At 61.1% G+C, this 839-nt stretch carries 1 pseudogene; it reads right to left on the bottom strand.

The annotated features are described in order from the left end of the window. A pseudogene (locus AC3DKE_RS10930) lies at positions 1 to 839 on the bottom strand (hypothetical protein); the annotation flags it as partial.

The following is an 839-nucleotide window of genomic DNA, read 5'->3' as shown; positions in this document are numbered from 1 at the left end:
AGCCTGCACGCTGCGCGAGAAATCGAGGAGCTCATCGGAGAAGCTGGGGCCGCCAAAGCCGCAGCCGGCGTCGAGATAGTCGGAGCCGATGCGCGGGTCGGCGGCGAGGCCTTGGCGCACGAGGTCGATGTCGACACCAACGCTTTCGCAGAGCGTGGCCATCTCGTTCATAAAGCTCATGCGCGTGGCGAGCATGGCGTTGACGCTACTTTTGATCAGCTCGGCGGCGGCGAGCGGCACCAACATTACTTCACCGGCGCGGCGCGTCATTGGACGCAAGGTTTCGAGCATGAAAGCGGTGTGAGCCTCGTCATCGCAACCGATGACCAGTAGCGGCGGTTTCGCGAGGTTAGAGAGCATGCTGCCGCCGCGTGCGAAAATCGGCAGCGCGTAGACCATGGCATCGACGGCCTGCTTGAGCCGTGCCAAAGTGCCGAGCGGATATGGCGAAAGCACCACCAGCGGCGCCAAGGCAGTGCCACGCTCTGATTTCAAACGCTTGGCATAAGCCAAAAGCTCATCTGCTGATCCACCAAGAGCAAGCCAATGCTGATCAATGGCAAAGGCATCTGCGTTGACATCACTTGCACCTGCAACGCTTGGTGCTTGAGCGCTGACCGCGCTCATCAGCCCCTCGCCACTGCTCAGCGTGAGCAGACCTTTGGGCACCAAATCGTGTAATTGCGTGAGCAGGCCGGGTTCACGCGCGAGCTCGGCGTCGGGTGTGCGCAAGCAACGCGACCAGTCGGCGCAGAGCGTGACGGTGTGGCCGATGCCGGCTAGGTGCACAGCAGAGGTCCAGGCAAATGGAGTGTTACCGTGAACAACGATTTTCATGA

The organism is Paraperlucidibaca sp. (genome assembly GCF_982810325.1).
This window is presented reverse-complemented; position numbering and strand designations above follow the sequence as displayed.